The organism is Cupriavidus sp. 22TCCZM04-2, from assembly GCF_057798895.1.
Genome location: NZ_JBYOJS010000026.1, coordinates 38,557 through 65,195 on the forward strand (window position 1 = coordinate 38,557; position 26,639 = coordinate 65,195).

The 26,639-nt window shown below is 66.9% G+C and carries 24 protein-coding genes; 10 read left to right on the forward strand and 14 right to left on the reverse strand.

The features are described 5' to 3' along the window. Positions 1-83: 83 nt before the first annotated feature. A complete protein-coding gene (hemA, locus tag AC3FKG_RS26965; protein WP_483709507.1) occupies positions 84-1,388 on the reverse strand; it encodes a glutamyl-tRNA reductase in 1,305 nt (434 codons plus the stop codon). 157 nt (positions 1,389-1,545) lie between these two features. Between hemA and AC3FKG_RS26970 the strand changes: the two genes are divergently transcribed. After that, positions 1,546-1,791: a hypothetical protein gene (locus AC3FKG_RS26970; RefSeq protein WP_483711550.1), complete on the forward strand. Its 246-nt coding sequence runs from the start codon at positions 1,546-1,548 to the stop codon at positions 1,789-1,791. A gap of 48 nt (positions 1,792-1,839) precedes the next feature. Here the strand turns inward: AC3FKG_RS26970 and AC3FKG_RS26975 are convergent, their stop codons facing one another. Beyond that, entirely contained in the window at positions 1,840-2,607 is a 768-nt protein-coding gene (locus tag AC3FKG_RS26975; RefSeq protein ID WP_488744608.1) for a 5'-methylthioadenosine/adenosylhomocysteine nucleosidase, read from the reverse strand. 133 nt (positions 2,608-2,740) lie between these two features. On the opposite strand from AC3FKG_RS26975, the gene AC3FKG_RS26980 reads away from it, so the two are divergent. From AC3FKG_RS26980 to AC3FKG_RS26990, 3 genes are read left to right on the forward strand one after another with little or no spacing between them, the layout of a single operon-like run. After that, positions 2,741-3,769 (forward strand): DUF2157 domain-containing protein, encoded by a 1,029-nt coding sequence (locus AC3FKG_RS26980; protein ID WP_488744609.1) that lies wholly within the window; start codon positions 2,741-2,743, stop codon positions 3,767-3,769. After that, positions 3,766-4,890 (forward strand): DUF4401 domain-containing protein, encoded by a 1,125-nt coding sequence (locus AC3FKG_RS26985; protein WP_488744610.1) that lies wholly within the window; start codon positions 3,766-3,768, stop codon positions 4,888-4,890. The genes AC3FKG_RS26980 and AC3FKG_RS26985 overlap by 4 nt, the downstream gene beginning before the upstream one ends. After that, a complete protein-coding gene (locus AC3FKG_RS26990) occupies positions 4,887-5,381 on the forward strand; it encodes a GDYXXLXY domain-containing protein (RefSeq protein ID WP_483709499.1) in 495 nt (164 codons plus the stop codon). The genes AC3FKG_RS26985 and AC3FKG_RS26990 overlap by 4 nt, the downstream gene beginning before the upstream one ends. 36 nt (positions 5,382-5,417) lie before the next feature. On the opposite strand, the gene AC3FKG_RS26995 is transcribed toward AC3FKG_RS26990, so the two are convergent. Both AC3FKG_RS26995 and ychF read right to left on the reverse strand, forming a co-directional pair. Then, a complete protein-coding gene (locus AC3FKG_RS26995) occupies positions 5,418-6,059 on the reverse strand; it encodes a LysE family translocator (RefSeq protein ID WP_488744611.1) in 642 nt (213 codons plus the stop codon). Between the two features lie 443 nt (positions 6,060-6,502). Beyond that, positions 6,503-7,594: a redox-regulated ATPase YchF gene (gene ychF / locus AC3FKG_RS27000; RefSeq protein WP_483709495.1), complete on the reverse strand. Its 1,092-nt coding sequence runs from the start codon at positions 7,592-7,594 to the stop codon at positions 6,503-6,505. Positions 7,595-7,697: 103 nt separating this feature from the next. Between ychF and AC3FKG_RS27005 the strand changes: the two genes are divergently transcribed. The 5 genes from AC3FKG_RS27005 to AC3FKG_RS27025 all read left to right on the forward strand — a co-directional run bounded on the left by AC3FKG_RS27005 (position 7,698) and on the right by AC3FKG_RS27025 (position 15,161). Further along, positions 7,698-8,975 (forward strand): UbiH/UbiF family hydroxylase, encoded by a 1,278-nt coding sequence (locus AC3FKG_RS27005; RefSeq protein ID WP_483709493.1) that lies wholly within the window; start codon positions 7,698-7,700, stop codon positions 8,973-8,975. A gap of 39 nt (positions 8,976-9,014) precedes the next feature. After that, the gene (locus AC3FKG_RS27010; protein WP_483709491.1) at positions 9,015-9,764 is read left to right on the forward strand and encodes a DsbC family protein; all 750 of its coding nucleotides are present in this window, start codon (positions 9,015-9,017) and stop codon (positions 9,762-9,764) included. 122 nt (positions 9,765-9,886) lie between these two features. After that, positions 9,887-10,891 (forward strand): acrylyl-CoA reductase (NADPH), encoded by a 1,005-nt coding sequence (gene acuI / locus AC3FKG_RS27015; protein WP_483709489.1) that lies wholly within the window; start codon positions 9,887-9,889, stop codon positions 10,889-10,891. A gap of 77 nt (positions 10,892-10,968) precedes the next feature. Beyond that, positions 10,969-12,783 (forward strand): M61 family metallopeptidase, encoded by a 1,815-nt coding sequence (locus AC3FKG_RS27020; protein WP_488744622.1) that lies wholly within the window; start codon positions 10,969-10,971, stop codon positions 12,781-12,783. A 50-nt stretch (positions 12,784-12,833) separates the two neighbouring features. Beyond that, positions 12,834-15,161 carry an FUSC family protein gene (locus AC3FKG_RS27025; RefSeq protein ID WP_483709488.1) on the forward strand — a complete coding sequence of 776 codons (2,328 nt, stop codon included), beginning with the start codon at positions 12,834-12,836 and terminating at the stop codon, positions 15,159-15,161. A gap of 88 nt (positions 15,162-15,249) precedes the next feature. Here AC3FKG_RS27025 and AC3FKG_RS27030 read toward each other — a convergent pair whose 3' ends face one another. Both AC3FKG_RS27030 and AC3FKG_RS27035 read right to left on the reverse strand, forming a co-directional pair. After that, positions 15,250-16,599: an ABC transporter ATP-binding protein gene (locus tag AC3FKG_RS27030; protein ID WP_483709487.1), complete on the reverse strand. Its 1,350-nt coding sequence runs from the start codon at positions 16,597-16,599 to the stop codon at positions 15,250-15,252. A 7-nt stretch (positions 16,600-16,606) separates the two neighbouring features. Continuing rightward, complete coding sequence (locus AC3FKG_RS27035; RefSeq protein ID WP_488744612.1) at positions 16,607-18,361, reverse strand: ABC transporter permease; 1,755 nt, start codon at positions 18,359-18,361, stop codon at positions 16,607-16,609. A gap of 213 nt (positions 18,362-18,574) precedes the next feature. Here AC3FKG_RS27035 and AC3FKG_RS27040 point away from each other — a divergent pair, with 213 nt between their 5' ends. Then, positions 18,575-18,847 (forward strand): acylphosphatase, encoded by a 273-nt coding sequence (locus AC3FKG_RS27040; protein WP_483709485.1) that lies wholly within the window; start codon positions 18,575-18,577, stop codon positions 18,845-18,847. Positions 18,848-19,065: 218 nt separating this feature from the next. Here AC3FKG_RS27040 and AC3FKG_RS27045 read toward each other — a convergent pair whose 3' ends face one another. From AC3FKG_RS27045 to rpe, 8 genes are all read right to left on the reverse strand, one after another. Beyond that, positions 19,066-19,836: a uracil-DNA glycosylase gene (locus AC3FKG_RS27045; RefSeq protein WP_483709483.1), complete on the reverse strand. Its 771-nt coding sequence runs from the start codon at positions 19,834-19,836 to the stop codon at positions 19,066-19,068. A 40-nt stretch (positions 19,837-19,876) separates the two neighbouring features. Next, positions 19,877-20,497: a CYTH domain-containing protein gene (locus tag AC3FKG_RS27050; protein ID WP_483709481.1), complete on the reverse strand. Its 621-nt coding sequence runs from the start codon at positions 20,495-20,497 to the stop codon at positions 19,877-19,879. A gap of 10 nt (positions 20,498-20,507) precedes the next feature. Beyond that, positions 20,508-21,311 carry an indole-3-glycerol phosphate synthase TrpC gene (gene trpC, locus AC3FKG_RS27055; RefSeq protein ID WP_488744613.1) on the reverse strand — a complete coding sequence of 268 codons (804 nt, stop codon included), beginning with the start codon at positions 21,309-21,311 and terminating at the stop codon, positions 20,508-20,510. 108 nt (positions 21,312-21,419) lie between these two features. After that, positions 21,420-22,448: an anthranilate phosphoribosyltransferase gene (trpD, locus tag AC3FKG_RS27060; RefSeq protein ID WP_483709478.1), complete on the reverse strand. Its 1,029-nt coding sequence runs from the start codon at positions 22,446-22,448 to the stop codon at positions 21,420-21,422. Positions 22,449-22,516: 68 nt separating this feature from the next. Continuing rightward, the gene (locus tag AC3FKG_RS27065) at positions 22,517-23,086 is read right to left on the reverse strand and encodes an aminodeoxychorismate/anthranilate synthase component II (RefSeq protein ID WP_483709477.1); all 570 of its coding nucleotides are present in this window, start codon (positions 23,084-23,086) and stop codon (positions 22,517-22,519) included. 26 nt (positions 23,087-23,112) lie between these two features. Beyond that, the gene (gene trpE / locus AC3FKG_RS27070; protein ID WP_488744614.1) at positions 23,113-24,630 is read right to left on the reverse strand and encodes an anthranilate synthase component I; all 1,518 of its coding nucleotides are present in this window, start codon (positions 24,628-24,630) and stop codon (positions 23,113-23,115) included. A gap of 446 nt (positions 24,631-25,076) precedes the next feature. Next, on the reverse strand, positions 25,077-25,814 hold the full coding sequence (gene gph / locus AC3FKG_RS27075; protein ID WP_488744615.1) for a phosphoglycolate phosphatase: 738 nt from the start codon (positions 25,812-25,814) through the stop codon (positions 25,077-25,079). Beyond that, positions 25,811-26,512, reverse strand: a complete 702-nt coding sequence (rpe, locus tag AC3FKG_RS27080) for a ribulose-phosphate 3-epimerase (RefSeq protein ID WP_483709473.1) — start codon at positions 26,510-26,512, stop codon at positions 25,811-25,813. The genes gph and rpe overlap by 4 nt, the downstream gene beginning before the upstream one ends. Positions 26,513-26,639 lie beyond the last annotated feature (127 nt).

Genomic DNA, 26,639 nt, shown 5'->3' on the forward strand with positions numbered 1-26,639 from the left:
GGGAACCGGGCGGCGATCGTTACGATCGGCGCGGGCGGCGAATTGCCGGCGCGCAGGGCGCGCGGGCGCAGCGGTTGGCGCGGCTAGCGCTCTGAGTGGCTGCTGTGGCGGAACAGGCCGGGCACCAGGCGCACCAGCGCCTCGCGATCCTCGCCCTGCATATGGTTCAGCGCATGGGTCGGGCCATGCAGGAACTTGCGCGTCAGCGCGCCCGACAGGGCTTCGAGCACGGCCTCCGGGTCGTCGCCGCGCGCGAGCATGCGGCGGGCACGGTCCAGTTCGGCCTGGCGGATCGATTCGCCGGCGGTCTGCAGTTCGCGGATGACAGGCACCACGCTGCGCGTTTCCAGCCAGTGCATGAAGTTCTGGACGCGGCTTTCGATGATGGCCTCGGCCTGCGCCACGGCGGCCTGGCGCAGCGCATTGCCTTCGCGCACGACGGCGCCGAGGTCGTCCACGGTATAGAGAAAGACGTCGTCCAGGCGCGCGACTTCGGGTTCCACGTCACGCGGCACGGCCAGGTCGACCATCATGATCGGGCGGTGCTTGCGGCGCTTGACCGCGCGTTCCACCGCGCCCAGGCCGATGATCGGCAGCGAGCTGGCGGTGCAGGACACCACGATGTCGAATTCATGGAGCCGGTCGCCCAGCTCCTGCAGTCGGATCGCCTGCGTGGTCAGGCCCTGTTCGGCGAGCTGTTCGGCGAGCTTTTCGCCGCGTTCGACCGTGCGGTTGGCCACGACAATCTGGCGCGGCTGCTGCGCGGCAAAGTGCGTGGCGCACAACTCGATCATCTCGCCGGCACCGATGAACAGCACGCGCTGCGTCGAAATGCTTTCGAAAATCCGTTGCGCCAGGCGGACGGCCGCGGCAGCCATCGACACCGAATGCGCGCCGATCTCGGTCTGGCCGCGGACTTCCTTGGCCACCGCGAAAGTGCGCTGGAACAGCTGGTTCAGGTAGGTGCCCAGCGAGCCGGCTTCGCCGGCGGTGCGCACCGCGTCCTTGAGCTGGCCCAGGATCTGGGTTTCACCGAGCACCATCGAATCGAGCCCGCTGGCGACGCGGAACGCATGGCGCACGGCCTCGGACTGCGGCAGCGAATACAGGTGCGGCGCCAGGTCGGATGCCGGCACGTTGTGGTGCTGGGACAGCCACCGCAGCGTATGCTCGAATCCTTCGGCGCCCGGCTTGAGGACGTCGGTGGCGCAGTAGATTTCGGTGCGGTTGCAGGTGGATAGGATCGCGGCTTCGGTACCGTTGCGCCCCGCCAAGTGGGTTTGCAGTGCCCCAAGTGCCGGTTTGATCTGCTCAAGCGGAAACGCCACCCGTTCGCGCAGCGAAACTGGTGCCGTCGTATGGTTGATGCCGATCGCGAGCAGTTGCATTTGTGGGGACTGGTACCGGGTCCGCAGCAAGTGCGGCCCGATTGCCATTATAACGTCGGGATCGGAACTTGCAGGCCGGACAGGATCAAAGCCGCCGCTGCGGTATCGTTACGCCGGAATCGCCGGACTGTGGTTCCGGAGACACATGGGAGTCAGGATGCTGGGCACGTTGATCGTCGGATTGCTGGTGGGGCTGGCCGCGCGCCAGATGCATCCCTCGGGCAAGGTCGTTTCCCTGCCGGCCGCGCTGGTACTGGGCATGGCGGGAGCGGCGGCGGCTTTCTATGGCGGGCGCGCGCTGCATCTGTTCATCGACGGACAGATGAGCGGATGGCTGGCGGCGATCGTGGGCGCCTCGCTGCTGGTCGGGCTCTGGGGCACGTTGCGGCCCCGCCACGGGTAAGGTCAGAACTGACGATTTGGCGCGCAATCCCCGCCAATGGAAGGCGGGTCAGGCGCGCTCGGCCAGGAAGCGGCGCAGGATGCCGTCCGAATAGTGGCTGGCCACGTCCTTCAGGAATGCCGGAAAATCAACATGGGCGCTATCGTCGGCGCGGTCAGAGATCGTCCGCATGACCGCATACCGCACGCCGTATTCATGGCAGACCTGGGCCACGGCGGCGCCTTCCATCTCCACAGCCAGCAGGTCGGGCAGGCATTCGCGCAGCCCGGCGACAGCCGTGGCCGCGTTGATGAACTGGTCACCGCTGGCAATCAATCCCAACTGCAGTGACGGCGTGCCGATGCCGAAACGCTCGCGCACGGCGGGCGGTACCTCGGTGGGCAGGTCCTCGCGCAGGAAGCCGGCCGCCGCGGCGCGCAGCGCTTCGGTCAGGTCCGGATCGGCGGGAAAGCGCGAGCGGTCCAGCAGCGGCACCTCATGGCGTGGGAACAGCGGACGGGCATCCAGGTCGTGCTGCATGGTCTCGCTGGCAATGACGATGTCGCCGACCCGCACGCCGTCGCCCACGCCGCCGGCCAGGCCGGTGAAGACGATCTCGTCTACGCCGAACTCGCGCACGAGGGTCGCCGTGGTGGCGGCTGCGGCGACCTTGCCGACGCGCGCCAGTACCAGCACGCAGGCCTGCCCGTGCAGGTGGCCGACGTGGTAGTCACGCATGCCGATACGGTGGATGGTCGCGCGCGCGTCTTCATGGCGCATGGCTGCGACCAGGCTGTCGACTTCATCATGCAGCGCGGCGAGGATGCCCAGGGTCATGGGGGCGTGTCCGGAACGAAAGGCCAAAGGATACCGGCAGCCACTGCCCTGGCATAGGCCGCCTTGACGAGTCCACGTGCGGCGCCAGCGGCGCTTTGCTAGAGTCATTCCATTCCTACTCCGGGACACGCGCATGACCCTCCCATCGACACCGGCAACCGGCCAGCGCCGCGCCATCCGCCAGGCGCTGGCCGACTGGCGCGCAGAAGGCAGGCTGGCAGCTGGCAGCGTGGCGCGGCCGTGGGCGCGCACGGAGCCTGGGGCGGCCGACTGGCGCCGCTGGCTGGACCACGGCCTGCTGGCGCTGGGCACGGTGCTGCTGTGCGCCGGCGTCATCGTCTTCTTCGCTTTCAACTGGCAGGACCTGAACAAGTTCGCGAAATTCGCGGTGCTGGCCGCGGCCATCAGCCTGCTTGCCGGGTTTGCGCTGTGCCGGCCGTCCACCGACGTGGCCGGACGTGCGGCGCTGGGCGGCGCGCAGGTACTGGCCGGCGTGCTGCTGGCCGTGATCGGCCAGACCTACCAGACCGGGGCCGACGCGTGGCAACTGTTCGCGCTATGGACACTGCTGGCAGTGCCATGGGCGCTTGCCGCGCGCGCGGCGCCGCACTGGTGGCTGGTGATCGTGATCGGCAACGTCGCGCTGCTGCGCTATTTCAGCGTGCGGCTCGGCGTCGGCGGCATGTTCGAACTGCTGTTCGATGCGCGACATGCACGCGTCACGACCTTGCTGTTGCTGGGTGCGGTCATGCTGCAGCTGGCGCTGTGGGCGTGGCTCTGCGCGAATGCCGCCCCGCTGGGCTTCCGGGGCCAGACCGGAGCACGCATCCTGGCTGCATTGGCCTGCTTTCATGCGGGCTTCGCGGGCCTTTCCTCGCTGTTCGACAACCATCCCGACCTGTCGGCCTTCGGCCTTGCGGCCATCGCGCTGCTGGCGCTGGGCTGGTGGTTCCGGCAGCGCGCCTTCGACATCGTGGTGCTGAGCCTGGCGAGCCTGACCGGCATCGTCCTGGTCGTTGCCGCGGTCGGCCGGCTGCTGCTTGAGGGCAAGGCCGATTTCGGGGCATTCCTGCTGCTCGGCCTGATTACCGTAGGCATGGCCGCCGGTGCGGCTGCCTGGCTGATGCGGGCGTACCGCTCGCAAGCCGTGGAGCTGACATGACCCATTCCATCCAGACCGAACAGGCCTTGTGGCGCGAGCTGGCCGCGCGTGGCGAGGTGCAGGGCGACCCTGTCGCCCGCGTGCGCACCCCCTGGGCCGTTCGTGCACTGATGGGCGCGGCCGGGTGGCTGGGCGCGCTGTTCTTCCAGATGTTCTTCCTCGGCGCGGTGTTCGTCGCCGTGCGCGAGAACGCGGGCGCGATTGCGTTGACGGGCCTCGCCCTGATCGTCCTGGCGGCCGTGCTGTACCGGCGCGGCGGCGCAGGCATCGCGCTTGGGCAGTTCGCGCTGGCCGTGAGCCTCAGTGGCCAGGGCATGGTGATCTATGGCGTCGCCGAGTCGCTCGGCGGCGCGCGGCTGATCGAGACGGCCGCCTTTTGGCTCGGCCTGGCCGCGTTCGAGGCGGCGCTGTACGCGCTGGTGCGGAACCGGCTGCACCGCTTTCTGGCCGCGCTGGGCGTGTGGATCGGACTGGCGGTCGCCGTGCATATCGCACTGACGGTTTCGGAGCGCCACGCATGGCTGGCCATTCCGTGGTCGCTGGGCTGGCTGGCGCCGGCCGCATGCGCGCTGGCGGTGTGGTTCATGACCGCCGAGGAGCGCCTGTGCGCCGCAGGCCGGCACGGCGCGTTCGAGCCCGCGATCGACGCCACACTCCTGTTCGCACTGGGCGCGGCGCTGGTAGTGACAGGCGCCACCCATCCGCTGGCCTGGCTCCAACTCCAGGAATCCGTGCCGCTGTTTGCCAGGGCGCGCTGGCTGCCGGGCATGCTGGTCGGCGTGGTGCTGGTCGGCTTTGCGTTGCTGGAGTGCCGGCGTCTGGCACTTTCCTTTCCGGCTGTCGTCGCCGTGCTCGCCGGGACTGCGGCATTCAGTGTCCTGATGGCCGCTGCGCCCGCCGTGGCGGCCGGTGCGCTGGCGCTCGGACTGGCACTGCGGCGAGACTCGCTGCCGTGGCTGGGCCTTGGCATCGCCGCCATCGCCATCGGCTTCATCTGGTACTACAGCTCGCTGCACTGGACGCTGCTGGCCAAGTCCATCACGCTGGCCGCGGCCGGCGTCATCCTGATTGCGTTGCGTCACTGGCTGCTGCATGCCGTGCCCGCAAAGGAGATCGCATGAAACGCTGGATCACGATTGCCTGGGCGTTGACGCTGGCCTTGGCCGCGGTGGGGATCGCGGCCAAGGAGAAGCTGCTGGTGCGAGGGGACACCGTCTATCTCCGCCTGGCACCGGTCGACCCGCGCTCGCTGATGCAGGGCGACTACATGGCCCTGAACTTCGCCATCGGCGCTCCCATCCGTGAGGCGCAGCAGCCCCAGCAGCAGCGGCGCGACGGCGTCGCCGTCATCCGGCTCGATGCAAACGGCGTGGCTTCCTTCGTCCGCTTGCACGGGGATGAGCCGCTGGCATCCGGCGAACGGCTGCTTCGCTTCCAGACGGTCGAGTCGCGGTGGGGCGGTCTGCAGGTGCAGGTTTCGACCGATGCTTATTTCTTCCAGGAAGGTCAGGGCGGGCGCTTCGAGAAGGCGCGCTATGGGGAGTTCCGGGTGGATGGAAGCGGGCAGGCGTTGCTGGTGGGGTTGAGCGGGGAGGGGATGGAGAGGTTGTGAAGCTCCTGGTCCCCCACATCAAATGGAATGCACTCGTCAATGCAGGGCCTCGGCTGCTAACAGAATGGCCATCGAAATCATCAGCCCCCCTCCAATGATATTGAAGAGCCTTAGCTTCCTCCCGCTGAATATTGCGCTCGCACTCGCGGCATGAGCAGCGGCGACCCACGCCGCATCTATGACCAGTCCCAGACCAATTGGGATCAGTGAAAAGCCCAGCAAGTTAAGAATGGGGCTGTCTGCGCCGTCGCTCATGAAGCTCGGGACGATCGAGCCAAACATGATCAGCGCTTTCGGATTGGTCGAGCCAACGATGATTCCGGCAACCAACGATTGCCGGCTCTTTTTTGGGTTATTTCCCCCTTCTGGCAGCGTTGGCCTGGAAAGGAATAAATACTGAAAGCCGATGCCCAGTAAAACCACGGCGCCCAGCAGCCGAATGAAAATCAAAGCATGGTCGGAGCGCACAAGCAGCGAGCCGATGCCAATCGCTACGATCACGGCAACACAATAGGTTCCGATTGCATTGCCGATCACACCCCGCAACGCATTTTTCCGTCCCACTGTTATGGTTTGCCCGACTAGAAACATGATGCTCGGGCCTGGAACTGCGATCAACACAGCAGAGGTCAGTACGAGACCCAAGACGCCACTGAATGCATTTAGTTCTACAGGCATGATAGTCCTATTTGTCGACCCTGTTTCAGATCAGTGTCACCCTGTTCATCAATCGCTATTCTCCGGAGAATAGGTTTTAGCAAGTATTTTTTGTGAATTTTTGATGGCCAATGTTCTGATGTCCATGCTGTAAATAGAAGAGCGGGATCGTTGGCCGCATCATCTGCGCTAGTGGACAATGCCCGAGGAAGTGGAAGTGAGATGCTTCCCAAAAGCAGCACTGAAATTTCCGAACTTTTGGGAAGGGAGTGCGCAAGTGTGGACGCCACGTTGGGTGGGCGTATCCTACGCGCGGCAGCGCGCCGGCAATTGGCGGAGGCGAGTTGGCCGTGCGGTGTTCAACCGTCGCCCGCAGCCGTGAGGAAGAAAAAAGCCCGGCAGTTGCCGGGCTTTCAAGTTGGTCTCGAAACGTCGTGAGACATCCCGAAATAACAACTTTGGCGTCAGACGTTGAACAGGAAGTTCATCACATCCCCATCCTTCACCACATACTCCTTGCCTTCCGCTCGCATCTTGCCCGCTTCCTTGGCGCCGGTCTCGCCCTTGAAGGCGATGTAGTCGTCATAGGCAATGGTCTGAGCGCGAATAAAGCCGCGTTCGAAGTCGGTGTGGATCACGCCTGCGGCCTGCGGGGCGGTGTCGCCCACGTGGATAGTCCAGGCGCGGACTTCCTTCACGCCAGCGGTGAAGTAGGTCTGCAGGCCCAGCAGCGTGAAGCCGGCACGGATCACGCGGTCCAGGCCCGGCTCTTCCATGCCCAGGTCGGCCAGGAATTCGGCCTTGTCGGCGTCGTCCAGGTCGGCGATTTCGGCCTCGATGGCGGCGCAGACCGCCACGACCGGGGAATTGGTCGTCTTGGCGTATTCGCGCACGGCATCCAGGTGCGGGTTGTTCTCGAAGCCGTCTTCACGAACGTTGGCCACGTACATGGTGGGCTTGGCGGTGATCAGGCAGAACGGGCGGATGGCTTCCCACTCTTCCGGGGCCAGGTCCAGCGTGCGCACGGCCTTGGCCTGGTCGAGCACGGCTTGTGCCTTTTCCAGCACAGCCACCAGGCGCAGCGCTTCCTTGTCGCCAGCACGGGCCGGCTTGATGTAGCGGGCCAGGGCCTTTTCGACGGTGCCCAGGTCAGCCAGCGCCAGTTCGGTGTTGATCACTTCGATGTCCGACAGCGGGTCGACCTTGCCGGCCACGTGGATCACATTGTCATCTTCGAAGCAGCGCACGACGTGCGTGATGGCGTCGGTTTCGCGGATGTTGGCCAGGAACTGGTTGCCCAGCCCTTCACCCTTGGATGCGCCTGCCACCAGGCCGGCGATATCCACGAATTCGACCGTGGCCGGCAGGATGCGCTCGGGCTTGACGATCTCGGCGAGCTTGGCAAGCCTCGGATCCGGCACTTCCACCACGCCCACATTGGGCTCGATGGTGCAGAACGGATAGTTCTCGGCGGCGATGCCGGCCTTGGTCAGGGCGTTGAACAGCGTGGACTTGCCGACGTTGGGCAGGCCGACGATGCCGCATTTGAGGCTCATGGTGTCTGGCGGGAAATTGCAAAACCCATATTCTAGCGGATGGGGCCCCCACGCCCTGCCCTGCCGAGCCGGGGCTGCGGGGGGACGTGGCTATAATCCAGCCATGACCCGATCCAATGCGTCCGTGCGTAATTCGTCAGCTTTCCAGATCGCCGTTGTCGGCGGCGGCATCGTGGGCAAGTCCTGCGCCTTGCTGCTGGCGCAGCAGGGCATGAACGTGGCCCTGGTCGCGCCGCGTCCCGCGCGTGCGCGCGCGCCGGCCGGTCCTGACGACTGGGACAGCCGCATCTATGCGTTTTCCGCGAGTTCGCAGGCGCTGCTGGAGCGCATGCGGGTCTGGGAGGCGCTCGACCCGGCCCGTATCCAGCCGGTGCGCGACATGCGCGTGTGCGGCGATGCCAGCGCCTCTGAAACGTCCCCCAGCCTCGACGGCGACCTGCATTTCTCCGCCTATGCCGCCGCGGTGCCGCAACTGGCGTGGATCGTCGAATCCGGCCTGGTGGAACGCGCGCTCGATACCGCGCTTGGCTTCCAGCATCAGGTCCACTGGCATGACGATACCGCCGCGGGCTTCGAGCGCGATGCCGGCGGCGCCACGCTTACGCTGTCCGGCGGCGCGAAGATCCGCGCGGCCTGTGTGGTCGGCGCCGACGGCGCGCGTTCCTGGGTGCGCCAGCAGTGCCATATCGGCGTGACCACGCGGCGTTATCGCCAGCTTGGCGTGGTGGCGAACTTCGAGTGCGAACGGCCGCATCACGATACGGCCTGGCAATGGTTCACGGGCGCGCCCGAAAAGCTCATGGCGGACGAAGAAGCCGCCAACGGCGAGATCCTGGCCATCCTGCCGCTGCCGGGCTCGCGCGTCTCGATGGTCTGGTCGGCTGACGAGGCCCACGCGCACGAATTGGTCGCACTGCCGCCCGAGGCGCTTGCCGCCACGGTGATGCAGGCGGCCGCCGGCGCGGTCGGCAGCCGTTTCGGCAAGCTGCGCTGCGTAACGCCGGCGCAGGGGTTCCCGCTGGTGCTGCAACGCGCGGAACAGTTCGTGCAGCCGCATCTGGCGCTGGTGGGCGATGCCGCGCACGTGGTGCATCCGCTGGCCGGGCAGGGCATGAACCTCGGGTTGCGCGATGTTGCGGAACTCGGCAAGGTCATGGCCGCCAAAGAACCTTTCCGCAGCGAGGGCGACCTGCGCCTGCTGCGCCGCTACGAACGGGCACGCGCCACCGACCTGCTGTCGCTGACCGCCGCGACCGACGGCCTGCACCGGCTGTTCTCGCTGCCCGGCAGCGTGGCGCGCGTGGTGCGCAATACCGGCATCCGCACCGTGGGCCGGCAGTCGCTGCTCAAGCGCTTCCTGATTGAACGGGCGCTCGGCTGACGCCGGGTGCCCGGACCCTGACCGAATACTGGAGTCGATATGTTCCAACTCATGCGCCGCCACCCCGCCTGGACCACTGCCATTGCCGGCGGTCTCGCGGCAGCAGGCTTTGCCATGCACGCCATGGCGGCGGGCGAACCCGGCACCGATCGCATCAAGGAATCCCTGCAGAAAATGCTGGGCGGCCGCGCCGAGGTGAAGAGCGTGACCAAAAGCCCGGTGCCAGGGCTGTTCGAGGTCAACGTCGGCGGGCAGGTGGTCTACACCGACGCAACGGGCCGCTACGTTATCAATGGCGAGCTGATCGATACCAAGACCGGCACCAACCTGACCGAAGAGCGCATGGCGGACATCAACCGCATCAAGTGGTCCGACCTGCCGCTGGCGCGCGCCATCAAGTGGACCAAGGGTGACGGCAGTCGCCAGGTCGCCGTGTTCTCGGACCCGAACTGCGGTTACTGCAAGCGCATCGAGCAAACCTTCCAGCAGATGGACAACATCACGGTCTACACCTTCCTGTACCCCGTGCTGTCGCCGGATTCCTCGACCAAGGCGAAGCAGGTCTGGTGCTCCGCCGACCGCACCAAGGCCTGGCGCGACTGGATGCTCAACAAGGTCGCGCTGACCGGCAACGGCAGCTGCAAGACGCCGGTCGATGACAACCTCGCGCTCGGCCAGAGCCTGAACATCACCGGCACGCCGGCTGTGTTCTTCATGGACGGCACGCGCATTCCGGGCGCGGCCGATGCCGGCACGCTCGAACGCAAGCTCGCCAGCGTCAAGAAGTAAGGCGCGGCCGGTGTCCCGGCCCGAGCAACGGCCGGACCGAGTCCGGCCGTTTTGCATTCCGGATCTTCCCCGGATCCTCCCATCGAGACAGAGCGCCCGGCAGGGCGGAACAGGAGACTTCCATGACGTTCCAGGCATTGCTGCTGACCCAGGCCGACGGTGCGACCCAGGCCAATATCGCCACGCTGGATGAGGCACAGTTGCCCGCCGACGGCGACGTGCTGGTCGCGGTCGACTATTCCACGATCAACTTCAAGGACGGGCTGGCCATCACCGGAAAAGTGCCGGTGGTGCGCAAGTGGCCGATGGTAGCCGGCATCGACGGCGCCGGCACGGTGCTGGAGTCCTCGCATCCGCGCTGGAAGGCCGGTGACAAGGTCATCCTGAACGGCTATGGCGTCGGCGAGACGCACTGGGGTTGCCTGGCGCAGCGCGCGCGCCTGAAGGGCGACTGGCTGGTGCGCCTGCCCGATGCCTTCACCACGCGGCAGGCGATGGCGATCGGCACGGCAGGCTACACCGCGATGCTGTCGGTGCTCGGGCTGGAGCGTGGCGGTGTCAATGGACCGGTGCGTCCGGGGGATGGCGAGGTGCTGGTCACCGGCGCTTCCGGTGGCGTGGGCACGGTGGCGATCGCGATCCTCGGCAAGCTCGGCTATCGCGTGGTGGCTTCCACCGGCAAGCGCGACGAGGCCGATTTCCTCAAGGCGCTCGGCGCGGCGGAGGTGATCGATCGCGCGGAACTGTCCGCGCCGGGCAAGCCGCTGCAGAAGGAACGCTGGGCGGCGGTGGTGGATGCGGTCGGCTCGCACACGCTGGTCAACGCCTGCGCGCAGGTGCGCTACGGCGGTGTGGTCACGGCATGCGGGCTGGCGCAGGGCATGGATTTCCCTGCGTCCGTGGCGCCGTTCATCCTGCGCGGCGTGACGCTGGCCGGCATCGACAGCGTCATGGCGGCGATGGCCTTGCGCGAGCAGGCCTGGGCGCGGCTGGCGACGGACCTGGAGCCCGATCGCCTCAACGCGATCACGCGCGAGATCGGGCTGGGCGAGGCTGTCGAGGCCGGCCGCAGCATCGTCGAAGGCGGTCTGCGCGGACGCACAGTGGTCAACGTCAACCGCACCTGAGCGCGAACTGATCGCACGCGCCTGCGTGCGACAGCCTCGGCGGATCGCGCCGAATGACGAACGCTACAATCATGCCCATGACGCCGATCCGCTATGCCATCGCCCCGCTTCACCCCGAAGCACATCTCTTCGCCGTCACCGTCACGGTGACTTCGCCCGATCCCGCCGGCCAGCGCTTCTTCCTGCCGGCCTGGATTCCGGGCAGCTACATGGTCCGCGACTTTGCCCGCCATATCGTGCGCATCCGCGCCGATGCGGGCGGCAAGCCGGTGGTGCTGACCAAGCTCGACAAGCAGAGCTGGCAGGCTGCGCCGGTCGACGCAGCGGCCGGTGCCCTTACGCTGAGCTACGAAGTCTATGCCTGGGACCTGTCGGTGCGCGCCGCGCATCTCGACACCACCCACGGCTTCTTCAATGGCAGTTCGGTGTTCCTGTGCGTGGACGGGCAACAGGACCAGCCCTGCACCGTGGATATCCACGCACCCGCCGGCGATGCCTACCGCAACTGGCGCGTGGCCACCGCGATGCGCGAGGCCCCGGGCCGCGAGGGCGCGAAGCGCTATGGCTTCGGCCGCTACCAGGTCGCCGACTACGACGAACTGGTCGACCATCCAGTCGAAATGGGCGAGTTCCGGCTGGCCAGCTTCCGCGCATGCGGCGCCCAGCATGACGTGGTGTTCACGGGCCGCGTGCCGCAGCTCGACATCGAGCGCGTCTGCCGCGACCTCAAGCGCATCTGCGAAGCGCAGATCCGCCTGTTCGAACCGCGCAGCGCGCGCGCGCCGTTCCTCGACAGCAATCGCCGCTACGTCTTCATGACGATGGTGACCACGGACGGCTACGGTGGCCTCGAGCATCGCGCCAGCACCGCGCTGATGTGCGCGCGCTCGGACCTGCCGGTGCGCGGCGACAGCGAGACCAGCGAGGGCTACCGCACCTTCCTGGGCCTGTGCAGCCACGAGTATTTCCACACCTGGAACGTCAAGCGCATCAAGCCCGCCGCGTTCGTGCCGTACCGGCTGCAGGAGGAAACCTACACGCCGCTGCTGTGGCTGTTCGAGGGCTTCACCAGCTACTACGACGATCTGGTGCTGGTGCGCTCGGGCTGCGTGACCGACACGCAGTACGTCGAGATGCTTGCCAAGACCTGGAACGGCGTGCTGCGCGGCAATGGCCGCACCAAGCAGAGCGTGGCCGATAGCTCGTTCGATGCGTGGACCAAGTATTACCGTCAGGACGAGAACGCACCGAATGCCATCGTCAGCTATTACACCAAGGGTTCGCTGGTAGCGCTGACGCTGGACCTGACCATCCGCGACAAGACCGGCGGCCGGCGCTCGCTCGATGACGTGATGCGCGCACTGTGGCAGCGCTACGGGCGCGATTTCTATGCGCCGGAGGCGGTGCAGCGTGGTGTCACCGAGGCCGAGGTCCACGCGCTGTTCGACGAGGTCACGGGCCTGCGCCTGGGGCCGCTGCTGCGCTCGCTGACCGAAGGCACCGGCGAACTGCCGCTGGCGCCGCTGTTCAGGCGCTTCGGCGTCAAGGCCGAGACGCAGAAGGCGAGCCGCACCGCGGCGCTCGGCATCAAGACCAAGACCGACGATGGCTGGGTGCGCGTGACGCAGGTGCTCGACGGCGGCGCGGCGCAGGCCGGCGGCGTGTCCGCGGGCGATTTGCTGGCCGCGGTCGACGGCCTGCGCGTCGCGCCCGGCCAGCTCGACAAGCTGCTGGCGCGCTACCGTGCCACGGACCCGGTCACGCTGCATGTGTTCCGGCGCGACGAGCTGCTGGTGCTGCCGCTGACGCTCGCGCGCGAGCCCGCGACGCAGCACAAGCTGAGCCTGGAAGGCGGGCGCCACGCCGCGCGCACGCGCTGGCTGGGCCGCTGAAGTCCGCGTTCCCGATCGCCTCTCCGTCAGCCTGACCCAGCCACGCGTCCATGCAATACGCGCACGACCCCCGCACCTTCGTCTATTCGCACTATGTCTACCGTGGCCTGCGTTCGGCCACGGGCGTGATCGGCGCCACGCTGATCGCCCTGCAGTTCGCCGACCTGCCTACCGCGATGGTGGTGTCGATGGGTGCGCTGTGCACCAGCCTGATGGACCTGCCCAGCCCGCTGAACCACAAGTTCAACGAGATGCTGGCCAGCGTGCTGCTGTGCGGCGCCGTCACGCTGCTGGTGGCGCTGACCACGCCGTTTCCGCGCGTGATGCCGTTCGTGCTGGTGCTGGTTACCTTCATGGCCGGCATGATGACGGTGTACGGCAACAAGACGCTGCCGCTGCAGTTCTCCACGCTGTTCGTGATGACGCTGACCATCAACGAGGACTTCGTGGTGCGCCGCGCGCTGGAGCATACGGCGCTGTTCGTCGTCGGCGCGGTGGCCTACCTGGCGTACGCCATGCTCGTGAGCTGGGTCAACGAGCGCCGGACCAAGCAGCAGATCCTGGCCGAGTCGCTGTACGAGATGGCCAGCTATCTGGAGGTCAAGGCCCGCTTCTACGACGCCGGCAACGACTACGAGGCGCAGTTCAACCAGCTGGTGCGCCAGCAGATCGTCGTGGCCGAGCGCCAGCAGGCCGCGCGCGACCTGGTGCTGCGCGGCAACCGCACGCCGCACGACGGGCTGCTGGTGCAGGTGCACCTGCGCATGCTGGACCTGTACGAGTACATCCTTTCGACCAACACCGACTATCCGCTGCTGCGCCGGACCTTCGGCAGCACGCCGGTGCTGGACCACCTGCGCAAGCTGGTGATGCTGATGTGCGAGGACGTGGAGGAAATCGCCTACGAGGTCACGCGCGGGCGCCCGTCCTATGCCGCGGTGGATTATCGCGAGGGACTGCACGCGGTTGAGGCCGAGATTGCCCAGTTGCGCCACCACCATATCCCGCCCGCAGCCATGACGGCGCTGGTGGATACCCTGGACATGATCCGTGGCGCCATCACGCTGGTCGGGCAGCTGCACGAGGCGTCGCGCACGCCCGTTGAGCCTGCGAAGGTGCTGCCTGGCGCGGACATGACGCCGTTCCTCACGCGCCAGAAATACGAACTCGGCGTGCTGCGCGACAACCTCAGGTGGCGCGCGCCCGCGTTCCGCTTCGCGCTGCGCATCTCGATGGCGGTGGCGCTCGGCCTGTGGATCGCGGACCACGTGCCGTACGCCTCGCACGGCTACTGGATCCTGCTGACCATCATCGTCATCCTGAAGCCCAACTTCAGCATGACCAAGCAGCGCTACAACGACCGCGTGATCGGCACGCTGATCGGCTGCATCATCTCGGTGGGCATCCTGAAGGTGTTCCACGAGCCGCTGATCCTGCTCGGTTTCCTGTTCCTGGCGCTGGTGGCCAGCGCGGCGTTCGTCACCATCAAGTACCGCTATACGGCCATCGCGGCGTGCGTGCAGGTGCTTATCCAGATCAACCTGCTGATGCCGAGCACGCAGAATGCCGCGGGCGAGCGGCTGGTGGATACGGTGATCGGCGGCATCATTGCCTCGCTGTTCAGCTTTGTGCTGCCAAGCTGGGAATATCGCGCCATTCCCAAGCTGGTGGAGAACGTGCTGCAGGCCAACCGCCGCTACATTGTCGCCACACGGGACCTGCTGCTGCGCCGGGCCAAGGACGACTTTGCCTACCGCGTGCAGCGCAAGCAGTTCATGGATGCGCTGTCGGCACTGATCGGCTCGTTCCAGCGCATGCTCGACGAGCCCAAGAGCCGGCACCGTGCCGTGGACAACCTGAACCGCTTCATCGTGCAGAACTACCTGGTGGCGGCGCATGTGGCGGCGGCGCGTATCCAGGTACGGCAGCACTACGAAGAACTCGATATTCCCGCGGCGGAAGCCGCGATCGAACAGGCGACGGAGGCAGCCAGCCGCAGCCTGCAGCTGGCCGTCGAACGGCTGGCGGCGGACGACCGCACGGGTAGCCGCGGCGCCGGCTTTATCCGCGCCGCCGAGCCGGTGGCCAGTGCCGCCGGCGCGTCGCTGGAAGACTCGCTGCCGGAAGGGCCGCCGCCCGAACACGCCGATGACCGGCGTGCGCGGCTGGCCGATTCCGCCGACCGGCGCCGCGCCGATGAGCTCGCGCATGCCGCGACGGCAAGGGAGTCCGTCCACGAAGCCGGCCCGACGGCCAGCTCCACGGGGCGCCCCGCCAACGCGGTGCTCGAACGCCGGCTACGCGCGCTGCGCGAGGATGCCGCCAAGATCGCGCTGCGCACGGGCGCGATCGGACGGGCGATGCGGATGCGGGACTGACCAGGGCGCAGGAGCTGGTGCACCGCTGGTTTTTTTCCCCCTCCCATAAATGGGAGAGGGGAGCATTGGCCTCGGCAAGCTTGGGGCTCTATGCCCCCGCCTGTCCCGTTTCCTCCTGCTCCTCCCTCGGCAACGTCAGCATCCCGCTGTTATAGCTGTACTCATACACCTCGCCATGGCGCCCCCAGTCGATCGCCACGGACAGCACGCGCTCCGCTTCCTCGGGCTTGAGGAACGCTTCCAGCTCGCGCAGCACCTGCTCTTCGCCGACTTCGCCGTCTTCCGACGCTTCCAGTTCGCGCCGGATATGCGTGGCCAGTGCGACATGCCCCAGCAATTGCCGGCCGAACATGGCCTTGCGCTCGTTCGGCTCGGCCGCATAGTATTCGCGGCCGGTCCCGGTGGTGGTGATGTCGCCGCGCTCGATATGCGCGAGCTGCAACAGTTGCAAGGCTTCGCAGGCCGGCAGCAGGTCGTCGTCGGTCAGCCCGGCCTCGTCGGCCAGGTGCGGCAGGTCCGCGCGGCCATTGAACGGGGGTTCCGACAGCAGGTCCAGGATGGCGTCCATCTGGCTGATGTCCACGTCCGGCAGCCGGTAGCCGATCTGGCGCGAGGGCGCCAGTGCCGGCACGCGCGGCTCGGGCGCCGCGGGCGAGGTCATCAGCATGTAGACCTCGTCGATCAGCGCGCGCACCTGGGCGGCGTCGCGGTTGCGCGGGCGCGGGAACGGCACGCGCACTTCGGCGCGGATGCGGCCCGGATCGCTCGACAGGATGACGATGCGGTCGGCCATCATCACCGCTTCCTCGATATTGTGCGAAACGATCAGGATGCTGCGGATATTGGCGCGGCCGCTCTCCCACAGGTCCAGCATTTCGTCGCGCAGGGTTTCGCCGGTGAGCACGTCGAGCGCGGAAAACGCCTCGTCCATCAGCAGCAGGTCGGGCTGCGTCACGAGCGCGCGCGCGATGCCTACGCGCTGGCGCATGCCGCCGGACAGCTCGCGCGGCAGCGCGCCATTGAAGCCGGACAGCCCGATCATGTCGATGGCCGCTTCCGCGCGGCGCGCGCGCTCGGCCTTGGCCACGCCCTGGGCTTCGAGCCCGAGTTCCACGTTCTGCTGCACCGTGAGCCACGGGAACAGCGCGAACGACTGGAAGACCATGGCGATGCCTTCGGCCGTGCCGTTCAGGCGGCTGCCGCGGAACTGCACGTCGCCGCGGTCAGCGCCGACCAGCCCGGCCATGATGCGCAACAGCGTCGACTTGCCCGAGCCCGATTTGCCGAGCATGGCCACGATTTCGCCTTCGCGCAGCGTCAGGTCGACGCCTTCCAGCACGGCGCGGTCGCTGCGGCTGGCGGTACGGAACATCTTGGAGACGCCGCGCAGTTCGATCACGGCCGGTGCCGTGACGGCGGGGTTCTGGTTTTCTGCCATCGTTGCCTTACAAGCGGGTGCGCTCCTGCGCGAGTTGATACAGGCGGTTCCACAGCAGCCGGTTGAAGCCGACCACGAACAGCGCCATCACGCCGATGCCCAGCGCGATGCGCGGGAAATCGCCGCGCGCGGTGGTTTCGGCGATATAGCTGCCAAGCCCCGTGGCGACCAGCGTGCGGTCGCCCCAGGTCACATATTCCGCCACGATGCTGGCATTCCACGAACCGCCGGCCGCCGTCACCAGCCCGGTCAGCAGGCTCGGGAACACCGCGGGGATGAGGAAGCGCTTCCACAGCAGCCAGCCGCGCAGGCCGAAATTGCGCGCCGCCAGCTTCAGTTCGGTCGGGATGCCCGAGGCGCCGGCCACCACATTGAACAGGATGTACCACTGCGTGCCGAAGATCAGCAGCGGGCTGAGCCAGATTTCCGGATTCAGGCCAAAGCGCACGATCAGCATGACCACCAGCGGGAACATCAGGTTGGCGGGGAAGGCCGCCAGGAACTGCGCCACGGGCTGCGCAATGCGGGCCACCGACGGGTTCAGGCCGATACGGATGCCGATCGGCACCCAGATTACCGCCGCCAGCGCGATCAGCAGGATCACCCGCACCATGGTCAGCGTGCCCAGCCACACCACATGGGCGACCTCGGCCAGGCCCACTTCGCTGTGCACGAAGTACATCACGCGGCCCAGCGCGGCCAGCGCCACCAGCAGGATCACGGCATTGCCGGCGCGCTCGCGCCATTGCGCGCGGCGCGGATCGGGTTCGGCGGGCGCCGCGCGCTGCCGGCGCGCGCCCCAGGCCAGCGTGCGCTCGGCCAGCGCCGCGGTGCGAACCAGCAAGGCCCGCACCCATTCCGAGCGGCGCAGCAGGTCCAGCAGCCACGACTCGGGCTCCTTGTCCTGGGCCAGCGTCTCGAAGCGGAAGCGGTCGGCCCATGCCACCAGCGGGCGGAACAGCAGTTGGTCATACACCAGGATGCCGACCAGCATGGCCACGATGGCCCAGCCGATTGCGGCCAGGTCCTGCTGCTGGATGGCCAGCGCGATATAGGAGCCGATCCCTGGCAGCCGGATGTCGTGGCCGGACACCGAGATGGCTTCCGACGCCACCACGAAGAACCAGCCGCCGGACATCGACATCATCATGTTCCACAGCAGGCCCGGCATGGCGAACGGCACTTCCAGCCGCCAGAAGCGCTGCCACGGCGACAGGCGGAACATGGCCGCCGCCTCGAGCAGGTCGCCGGGGATGGTGCGAAACGACTGATACAGGCTGAAGGCCATGTTCCAGGCCTGCGAGGTGAAGATCGCAAAGATCGCCGCGCACTCCACGCCGATCAGGTTGCCCGGGAACAGCGCGATGAAGCCGGTCACCGTGATCGAGAGGAAGCCTAGCACCGGGATCGATTGCAGGATATCCAGCGCGGGCACCAGCACCTTCTCGGCCGTGCGATTCTTCGACGCCAGCGCCGCGAAGCCGAGCGAGAACACCAGCGACGCCGCCAGGGCGGCCAGCATGCGGATGCTGGTGCGCATCAGGTAGTAGGGCAGGTAGGCGATGTCGAGGTGCACCGTCATCGGCTCGCCGGGCACGAACGGCACATTCATCTGCTGTGCGGCGAACGCCACCATGACGATGATCGCCAGGAGGATCGGCAGCAGCGCGAAGTCGAAGCGGTTGGGCGGCGCGGTCAGCAGCTGGCTGTCATAGCCGGGTGCGGGCGTGGCCGGGTTGTCGTTGGCGGATTGCTGCATCATGGCGCTTGGTGGGCTGGCGCAGCCGGCATGGCGGTGACCGGCGCGGAAGGGGCGGCCCATGGAAGGGACCTGGCTGATGGCTGGGTGCCGGCAGCATCACGTCTTGCGGCGTGCATTCTCTGGTAACGCCTGGGACAGCCGTCTAGTTTACGTCTTGTGGATGACATGCCGGTGTAGCGGGGCCGCCGGCACGCGGTCAAGGAGGAAGATGCCATGGAAACCTGGCACATGACGGCGCATGGGCGCGTGCAGGGCGTGGGCTACCGCGCGGGCTGCGCGCAGGCGGCCATTTCGCTGGGGCTCAAGGGCTGGGTGCGCAACCGGACCGACGGCACCGTCGAAGTCATGGCCGCCGGCACGGTGTTGCAACTGGAGGCGCTGCGCGACTGGATGGAGGCTGGTCCGCCGGCCTCGCAGGTCACGCGCGTTGACGTGGAGCCGGGGCAGGGAAGGTTCGAGGATTTTGATCTGCGGCCGACGGTTTAGGCACGGCTTGCCGCGGCGGTTTATCGATGCTGAGCGCGTCTTTCATCGGGCGCTCGTCCGGCAGGGAACGCCTGGCCGGTGACGGCGCGGCATCGGCCACTGGCCCCGCGCGCGTGTCCAGGAACACGCGTGGCGATATCTTCAGCTTATGATGCATCGCGAAGATTTCGGATGATGCGCATATGAGCCGAATTGAGCCTGTCAGGAAGATGCGGCGCTCAGGCCGTCAGCCAGTCGATCGGCGCACGCCCGTGCGCTTCCAGCCAGCGATTGGCTTCGCGGAAATGCCCGCAGCCCAAAAAGCCGCGGTGCGCCGATAGCGGCGACGGGTGCGGGGCTTCGAGCACGCAGTGGCTGCCCGTCAGCAGTGGCTTCTTGGCCTGCGCGTGGCTTCCCCACAGCAGGAACACGAGGTTCGGACGGCTTTCGGCCAGCGCATGGATCAGGCAGTCTGTCACCGCTTCCCAGCCGCGCCGCGCATGGCTGGCGGCCTGGCCCTGCTCCACGGTCAGCACGGTGTTCAGCAGCAGCACGCCCTGGCGTGCCCAGCCTTCCAGATTGCCGGACGCGCGCGGCGCCGGGCTGTCGCCATACTCGGCCGCGATTTCCTTGAAGATATTGCGCAGGCTCGGCGGCACCTTCACGCCATCCGGTACCGAGAAGGCCAGGCCATGCGCCTGTGGCAGTTCCACGCCGCCGACTACGCCGGTGCCGTGGTACGGGTCCTGCCCAAGGATGACGACCTTGACCGCTTCGGGCGGCGTCAGGTGCAGCGCATGGAAGACCTCGTGCGGAAAGACCGGCTTGCCGGCCGAGCGCTCGCCGTCGACGAAGCCGGCCAGTTCCTGCCACGCCGGTGCGGTCAGGCATGGCGCCAGCAAATCGCGCCAGGCAGCAGGCAGGGCGTCAGCCTGGGCTTGCAGTCCGGCGGTGGCAGCGGCACGCGGCGTTGCGGTGTCGGTCTCTGGGGCGAACAGATCAGCTTGCATGCGTACGGAGGGAGGCGGAATCGCAGTGAGTCGGAAAGTATCAGGCGTTGGCGACACCGGCCAGCCGGTAGCCGCGCGCGGCCTTGCTGAGATCGGACGGCGTCAGCGCGGCAATGGCTTGCAGGCGTGCGCCCAATGCGCGCAGCGCGTCGGCGGCCCGGCTTTCATCGCCTGACAGCCATTCCAGCTCCAGTTCCTGGATGCGTTCCTGCGCGTGCGTGGCCGGTGCGGTGATGGCGCCGCTGTCGAGCGCGGCCTCGATCCGTGCGCCGTCCTGTTCCACGATCCAGGTACGGCGCGCAAAGTCGGTGCGAAAGACTGGTGCAAGGCGATCGGCCAGGGGTACCAGCAGCGCCCGCGCTTCGTCCGGCAGCCGCTGCAGCTCGATGGCCTCGCCCGCCACCTCGGTTTCCCACTCGTGCCGGCTGGCCAGGCCCGCCTGGCTCTGCCCCGCGGTCTTCAGCGTCTGCAGCCACTGGGCGCCCTTGCGGCGCAGGCGCAGCGCGGCGCGCGCGCGGGCCAGGTCGCGTTCGGGCGTGTCGAGGTAGACGTTCAGCAGCGTGAGCTCGCCCTTCGCCTCGCCATTGGCGTCGAGCCAGGCAGCCACAGGGGCCAGACTGGCGTCAGGTACTGCAAGCTTGAGTTCGATTTCCTGTGCCATTGCCGCTGGCTTACGCGAACAGCCGCGCCAGTTCGACGCCCGGGTCCGGCGCGCGCATGAACACTTCGCCGACCAGGAAGGCGTGGACATCGGCATCGCGCATGCGCTTCACGTCGTCCGGACCGAGGATGCCCGATTCCGTTACCACGAGGCGATCCGCGGGCATGCGCGGCAGCAATTCCAGCGTGTTGTCGAGCGAGACTTCGAAGGTGCGCAGGTTGCGGTTGTTCACGCCGAGCAGCGGCGTCTTCAGGCGCAGCGCGCGGTCAAGTTCGTCGCCGCCGTGGACTTCCACCAGCACGTCCATGCCAAGCTCGTGCGCGCACGCCTCCAGTTCGGCCATCAGGCCCGGGTCCAGTGCCGAGACAATCAGCAGGATGCAGTCCGCGCCCCAGGTGCGCGCTTCATAGACCTGGTACAGGTCGAGCATGAAGTCCTTGCGCAGCGCTGGCAGCGGGCAGGCGCCGCGCGCGCGTTTCAGGTAGTCTGCGTGGCCCTGGAAGAAATTCACGTCTGTCAGCACCGACAGGCAGGCGGCGCCGTGGCTGGCGTAGCTCTCGGCAATCGCCTCGGGCACGAAGTTCTCGCGCAGCACGCCCTTGGACGGCGAGGCCTTCTTGACCTCGGCGATCACGCCGGCGTGGCCGGCGGCGATCTTCTCGCGCAGCGCGCGTTCGAAGCCGCGCGGGGCGAAGCCGGCTTCGTGGCGCAGGCTCTCGGCCTCGGCGCGCAGGCTGGGCAGGTCGCGCTTCTTGCGGGCAGCAGCGACTTCGTCGGCCTTGACGGCCATGATCTTTTGCAGGATGTCGGACATATGTAACTCTCGCTCCGTCGCTCCCGCGAAAGCGGGAGTCCAGTGACTTTTGCTCTGTGGCCAAAGCAAAAGTCACTGGGTCCCCGCTTTCGCGGGGACGACAGGCGCTTACTTAAACTGCTGCGTGGCACGCACGAAGTGGTCGAGCTTCTCGCGCGCGGCACCGCTGGCGATGGCTTCGCGCGCGCGGCGGATGCCGTCTTCGATGGAGTCGGCCACATTGGCGGCATACAGGGCCGTGCCCGCGTTGAGCGAGACGATCTCGCGCGGCGTGCCGGGCACGTTGCGGAGCGCTTCCAGCAGCATCTCCTTGGACTCGATCGCGTCGGCCACCTTCAGGCCACGGTTTGAAACCATCGACAGGCCGAAGTCTTCCGGATGGATCTCGTACTCGCGCACTTCGCCGTCCTTCAGTTCGCCGACCAGCGTGGCGGCGCCAAGCGATACTTCATCCATGCCGTCCTTGCCGTAGACCACCAGCGCGTGCTTCGCGCCGAGGCGCTGCATCACGCGCACCTGGATGCCGACGAGATCCGGGTGGAACACGCCCATCAGGATATTCGGCGCGTCGGCCGGGTTGGTCAGCGGGCCGAGGATATTGAAGATGGTGCGCACACCCATTTCCTTGCGGATCGGCGCCACGTTCTTCATGGCCGGGTGATGGGTCGGGGCAAACATGAAACCGATGCCGGTCTGCGCGATGCACTCGCCGACCTGTTCCGACGTCAGCATGATGTTCACGCCGAGCGCTTCCAGCACGTCGGCGCTGCCCGACTTGGAACTCACGCCGCGGTTGCCGTGCTTGGCGATCTTCGCGCCGGCAGCGGCCGCGACGAACATCGAGGCCGTCGAGATATTGAACGTATGCGAACCGTCGCCGCCGGTGCCGACGATATCGACGAAATTCTCGCGGTCCGCCACGTCGACCTTGTTGGCGAATTCGCGCATCACCTGCGCGGCGGCCGAGATCTCGCCGATGGTTTCCTTCTTCACGCGCAGGCCGGTCAGGATCGCCGCGGCCATCACCGGCGAGATCTGCGCCTGCATGATCTGGCGCATCAGGTGCAGCATCTCGTCGTGGAAGATCTCGCGGTGTTCGATGCAGCGGGTCAGCGCTTCCTGGGCGGTGATGGTCATGGCGGTCTCGGTCGTTGTTGTGGCGCTCGGCGCGATGGAAACGGACGGCGTTGGGGTCTCGAGCAGCCTCATCGCGTCGTCTTCACGAAGTTGGCCAGGAGCGCATGGCCATGCTCGGAAAGAATCGACTCGGGATGGAACTGCACGCCCTCGACGGCCAGCGTCTTGTGGCGCACGCCCATGATTTCGCCGTCAGGCGTCCAGGCGGTCACTTCCAGGCAATCGGGCAGGGTTTCGCGCTCGATCGCCAGCGAATGATAGCGCGTCACGTCGAAGTGTTTGGGCAGGCCGGCGAACACGCCTTCCTGGGTGGTCTCGATGGTGCTGACCTTGCCGTGCATGACCTGCTTGGCGCGGATCACCTTGCCGCCGAAGGCCTCGCCGATTGCCTGGTGGCCCAGGCACACGCCGAGCAGCGGCACCTTGCCCGCGAAGTGCTGCAGCACGGCCACCGAGATGCCGGCTTCCTTCGGGCTGCACGGGCCGGGCGACACGCAGATGTGGTCGGGCCTGAGCGCCTCGATCTCTTCGAGCGTGATTTCGTCGTTGCGATAGGTGCGCACGTCCTCGCCGAGTTCGCCGAAGTACTGCACCAGGTTGTAGGTAAACGAATCGTAGTTGTCGATCATCAGCAGCATGGCTATGTCTCCCAATCTTTCTCGGTTCAGATGTCGGAGTCCAGGCCATCCTGGACCTGCTCGGCGGCGCGGATCACGGCGCGCGCCTTGGCTTCGGTTTCCCTCCATTCGGCTTCGGGGTCCGAATCGGCAACGATGCCGGCCGCGGCCTGCACATAGAGGTTGCCGTCCTTGACGATGCCCGTGCGGATGGCGATCGCCAGGTCCATCTCGCCGCCGAACGACAGGTAGCCCACCGCGCCGCCGTAGATGCCGCGCTTGCGCGGCTCCAGTTCGTCGATGATTTCCATCGCGCGCACCTTGGGCGCGCCCGACAGCGTGCCGGCAGGGAAGGTCGCGCGCAGCACGTCCAGGTTGCTCATGCCGGGGCGCAGGGTGCCTTCGACCGAACTGACGATGTGCTGCACGTGCGAGTACTTCTCGATCACCATCTTGTCGGTGACCTTGACCGTGCCGGTTTCGGCAATGCGGCCGATATCGTTGCGCGCCAGGTCGATCAGCATCACGTGCTCGGCGATCTCCTTCGGGTCGTTGAGCAGTTCGGTGGCGAGCTGGGCGTCTTTCTCGGGCGTATTGCCGCGCGGGCGCGTGCCGGCCAGCGGGCGGATGGTGACGATATGCTCGTTGCGGGTATCGCCGTTGGTGCCGACCTTGCGGGATTCCTGGCGCACCAGGATCTCCGGCGAGGCGCCCACGATCTGGAAATCGCCGAAGTTGTAGAAATACATATACGGCGATGGGTTCAGCGAACGCAGCGCGCGGTACAGCGACAGCGGCGCGTCGCGGTACGGCTTGGTCAGGCGCTGGCCGATCTGCACCTGCATCATGTCGCCGGCCATGATGTATTCCTTGGCCTTGTGCACGGCGGCGAGGTAATCGGCCTTGTCGAATTCGCGGTAGACATCGGTCTGCACGGACGGGCTCGTCACCGGCACGTCGACCGGCTGGCGCAGCTTCATGCGCAGCTCGCGCAAGCGCTGGCGCGCGCGCGGGTAGGCCTCTGGCGTGGTCGGGTCGGCGTAGACGATCAGGTAGAGCTTGCCCGACAGGTTGTCAATGACCGCCAGTTCCTCGCACAGCAGCAGCTGGATGTCGGGCAGGCCAAGGTCATCGTCCTTCTTCGTCTCGGCCAGCTTCTTCTCGATATAGCGCACCGCGTCGTAGCCGAAGTAGCCCGCCAGGCCGCCGCAGAAGCGCGGCAGGCCGGGGCGCAGCGCCACCTTGAAGCGGCTTTCGAACTCGGCGATGAAATCCAGCGGGTTGCCTTCGTGTGTCTCCACCACCTTGCCGTCGGTCACGACCTCGGCGCGGTTGCCGTAGGAGCGCAGCAGCGTGCGGGCATGCAGGCCGATAAACGAATAGCGTCCGAAGCGTTCGCCCCCAACTACCGATTCCAGCAGGAAGGTGTTGACGCCGCGCGTCTGCGACTGGGCCAGCTTCAGGTACAGCGACAGCGGCGTTTCCAGGTCGGCAAAGGCCTCGGCGATCAGCGGGATGCGGTTGTAGCCCTGGTCGGCCAGCGATTTGAATTCCAGTTCGGTCATGTCGATCCTCGTTTGCGGCGCGCGGCGTTATCAGGGTGGCGCGGCGCCGCGGTGTCGGCAATTCGGGCGGGAGACGGCACAAGGCCAGCTCCGGATAGGGAACCGTGGTGCGGGAAGACTGCGGACAAGACCGCACACGGCCGGGGCGGCGTGTGGCGCGTTCTTGAGCTAAACGTAGCACATGGGGCTACGCTTGCTGGCTGGGGAGTGAAGAGGGATCCTGGTAAGGATGCCGGCACCCGGGCCGGTTGCGAAGAGCCTTCGGTACGAAGGCCTTCAGCGGACTCGCGAACGCACTTTACGCCTGTTGGGAGGCGCGCCAGCGACGCCAGGGCCAAGCCTGCCGATCACTGCCAGAAGAGATGCGTTTGCGGTTGAAGAACATTGAGGTGTTCAGGGCTATGAAAGTCTGATTGCCAGGCGCCGCCGGCTTGAAGTACCGGATATCAGCGCGTTTCGTGTGCAGAAAGAAGCTCTGCCACGCGGGCAATGGAATCGACTATACCATCGGCGTCGACGGCTTGTACAGGGTTGCCATGGTTGTAGCCGTAGGGCATCAGCAGCACGCCCATGCCCGCCGCGCGGGCTGCCTGCGCGTCGTTTTCCGAGTCGCCGATCGCCAGCATGGCCGACGGATCGAGGTGGAAAATCTCGGCGACCTTGATTAGCGGGTACGGGTCGGGCTTGCGCAGCGGGAACGCGTCGCCGCCGTAGACCAGCTCGAAATACTTCGCGAGGCCGGTCTTGGCCAGCAGCGGCTCGGTGAAGCTGTAAGGCTTGTTGGTCACGCAGGCCATGCGCAGCCCGGCCGCCTTCAGCGCCGCCAGCCCCTCGCGCACGCCCGGGTAGACCTGCGAGAACTGGCCGTTGATGCGGATGTACTCGCGGTCGTAGAGCGCATAGGCCTCGGCGAACAGACCGTTGGCGTGCAGCGGGGCAAAGCGTGCATCGAGCACGCGCCGGATCAGGTTTTCCGACCCCTTGCCGACGAAGCTGACGATGTCCCGTTCGGACATCGGCGCCACCGGCCCCAGGTTGGGGTGCAGGCGCGCCAGCGCGAGCAGCATGGCGTTGATCGAGGCGTGGAAATCGCCCGCGGTGTCGACCATGGTGCCGTCCAGGTCGACGATCACGCCTTCGATGCCGCCCCAGTCGGTGCGGCGCAGCGTCATGCCCGCGCTCATTGGCCGGCCTTGGCCAGCTCGGCGCGCAGCGCGGAAATGATGCCGCGGTAGCCGCCGTCCGCATCGGGCTTGCCGAACACGGCCGAGCCGGCCACGAAGGTGTCGGCGCCGGCGGCGGCGATCTCCGCGATGTTGTCGACCTTCACGCCGCCATCCACCTCCAGCAGGATCTTGCGGCCGGTGCGCGCGGTGTAGGCGTCGATGCGCTGGCGCACCGCGCGCAGCTTGTTCAGCGTCTCGGGGATGAACGACTGGCCGCCGAAGCCCGGGTTGACGGACATCAGCAGGATCACGTCGAGGCGGTCCATCACGTGGTCCAGGTGGTGCAGCGGCGTGGCCGGGTTGAACACCAGGCCGGCCTGGCAGCCGTTGTCGCGGATCAGTGCAAGCGAGCGGTCCACGTGCTCGCTGGCTTCCGGGTGAAAGGTGATGATATTGGCACCGGCCTTGGCGAAGTCCGGGATGATGCGGTCCACCGGGCGCACCATCAGGTGCACGTCGATCGGAGCGGTCACGTGCGGGCGGATGGCCTCGCATACCAGCGGGCCCACCGTCAGGTTCGGGACGTAGTGGTTGTCCATCACGTCGAAGTGGATCCAGTCTGCGCCGGCCTCGGTCACGCGGCGGACTTCCTCGCCCAGGCGGGCAAAGTCGGCGGACAGGATGGACGGGGCGATGCGGAAGGTGGGCGTGCTCATGGCGGCGGGCAAAAAAATGGGGACAGTAGGGTGGCGGCGCGGCGGAATCGGGCGGGGTAGGCTCAAATGGAGTTCCCACGGGGCGATCCGGGGACTGCCGGCCGGCGAATGGCGCGTATTTTACGCC

Coding starts and splice junctions, on each gene's coding strand:
- AC3FKG_RS27065 (WP_483709477.1), bottom strand. CDS start 23,086: ATGCTGCTGATGATCGACAACTACGATTCGTTTACCTACAACCTGGTG.
- AC3FKG_RS27005 (WP_483709493.1), top strand. CDS start 7,698: ATGACCCGATCCAATGCGTCCGTGCGTAATTCGTCAGCTTTCCAGATC.
- AC3FKG_RS26990 (WP_483709499.1), top strand. CDS start 4,887: ATGAAACGCTGGATCACGATTGCCTGGGCGTTGACGCTGGCCTTGGCC.
- rpe (WP_483709473.1), bottom strand. CDS start 26,512: ATGAGCACGCCCACCTTCCGCATCGCCCCGTCCATCCTGTCCGCCGAC.
- AC3FKG_RS27030 (WP_483709487.1), bottom strand. CDS start 16,599: ATGGCAGAAAACCAGAACCCCGCCGTCACGGCACCGGCCGTGATCGAA.
- AC3FKG_RS26995 (WP_488744611.1), bottom strand. CDS start 6,059: ATGCCTGTAGAACTAAATGCATTCAGTGGCGTCTTGGGTCTCGTACTG.
- AC3FKG_RS27050 (WP_483709481.1), bottom strand. CDS start 20,497: ATGGCACAGGAAATCGAACTCAAGCTTGCAGTACCTGACGCCAGTCTG.
- AC3FKG_RS26980 (WP_488744609.1), top strand. CDS start 2,741: ATGACCCTCCCATCGACACCGGCAACCGGCCAGCGCCGCGCCATCCGC.
- trpC (WP_488744613.1), bottom strand. CDS start 21,311: ATGTCCGACATCCTGCAAAAGATCATGGCCGTCAAGGCCGACGAAGTC.
- trpE (WP_488744614.1), bottom strand. CDS start 24,630: ATGACCGAACTGGAATTCAAATCGCTGGCCGACCAGGGCTACAACCGC.
- hemA (WP_483709507.1), bottom strand. CDS start 1,388: ATGCAACTGCTCGCGATCGGCATCAACCATACGACGGCACCAGTTTCG.
- AC3FKG_RS27020 (WP_488744622.1), top strand. CDS start 10,969: ATGACGCCGATCCGCTATGCCATCGCCCCGCTTCACCCCGAAGCACAT.
- AC3FKG_RS27035 (WP_488744612.1), bottom strand. CDS start 18,361: ATGATGCAGCAATCCGCCAACGACAACCCGGCCACGCCCGCACCCGGC.
- AC3FKG_RS27025 (WP_483709488.1), top strand. CDS start 12,834: ATGCAATACGCGCACGACCCCCGCACCTTCGTCTATTCGCACTATGTC.
- ychF (WP_483709495.1), bottom strand. CDS start 7,594: ATGAGCCTCAAATGCGGCATCGTCGGCCTGCCCAACGTCGGCAAGTCC.
- AC3FKG_RS27010 (WP_483709491.1), top strand. CDS start 9,015: ATGTTCCAACTCATGCGCCGCCACCCCGCCTGGACCACTGCCATTGCC.
- AC3FKG_RS26985 (WP_488744610.1), top strand. CDS start 3,766: ATGACCCATTCCATCCAGACCGAACAGGCCTTGTGGCGCGAGCTGGCC.
- AC3FKG_RS26970 (WP_483711550.1), top strand. CDS start 1,546: ATGCTGGGCACGTTGATCGTCGGATTGCTGGTGGGGCTGGCCGCGCGC.
- AC3FKG_RS27045 (WP_483709483.1), bottom strand. CDS start 19,836: ATGCAAGCTGATCTGTTCGCCCCAGAGACCGACACCGCAACGCCGCGT.
- gph (WP_488744615.1), bottom strand. CDS start 25,814: ATGAGCGCGGGCATGACGCTGCGCCGCACCGACTGGGGCGGCATCGAA.
- AC3FKG_RS27040 (WP_483709485.1), top strand. CDS start 18,575: ATGGAAACCTGGCACATGACGGCGCATGGGCGCGTGCAGGGCGTGGGC.
- acuI (WP_483709489.1), top strand. CDS start 9,887: ATGACGTTCCAGGCATTGCTGCTGACCCAGGCCGACGGTGCGACCCAG.
- trpD (WP_483709478.1), bottom strand. CDS start 22,448: ATGACCATCACCGCCCAGGAAGCGCTGACCCGCTGCATCGAACACCGC.
- AC3FKG_RS26975 (WP_488744608.1), bottom strand. CDS start 2,607: ATGACCCTGGGCATCCTCGCCGCGCTGCATGATGAAGTCGACAGCCTG.